Source organism: Streptomyces niphimycinicus, assembly GCF_018883605.1.
GTDB classification, from domain to species: Bacteria; Actinomycetota; Actinomycetes; order Streptomycetales; family Streptomycetaceae; genus Streptomyces; species Streptomyces niphimycinicus.
Genome location: NZ_JAHLEM010001378.1, coordinates 1 through 300, shown reverse-complemented (window position 1 = coordinate 300; position 300 = coordinate 1). Strand labels below are relative to the sequence as shown.

The window sequence follows — 300 nt, the reverse complement described above, 5'->3', positions numbered from 1 at the left end:
GTCCGCGCTCTCGCCCGGCCGGACGGGCTCGGGGCCCGGGTGCGCGGTGGCGGGCTCGGGCCGCGGATGGGTGCGGCCGGGGAGGAAGGTCGGGGGAACTGCCGGGGCCGCCGGGCCGGTTGTGACGCCGGGGGCGGCGGGTGGGTGGCCCGGTCCCTTGTCGGACGGGTGCTGGCCGGACGGCGGTCGTGCGGTCACGGGGTGGTCCTCCCGGAGGTGTCGGAGGTCGGACGGGACGGTCGGAAGCGGGAATCGAGGAGCGGGGAATGGGGAACGGGCGGGGGTGGTGGGGCCGCTGTC

At 79.0% G+C, this 300-nt stretch carries 1 pseudogene; it reads right to left on the bottom strand.

The annotated features are described in order from the left end of the window. Positions 1-198: pseudogene (locus KN815_RS49810) on the bottom strand (hypothetical protein); the annotation flags it as partial. Positions 199-300 lie beyond the last annotated feature (102 nt).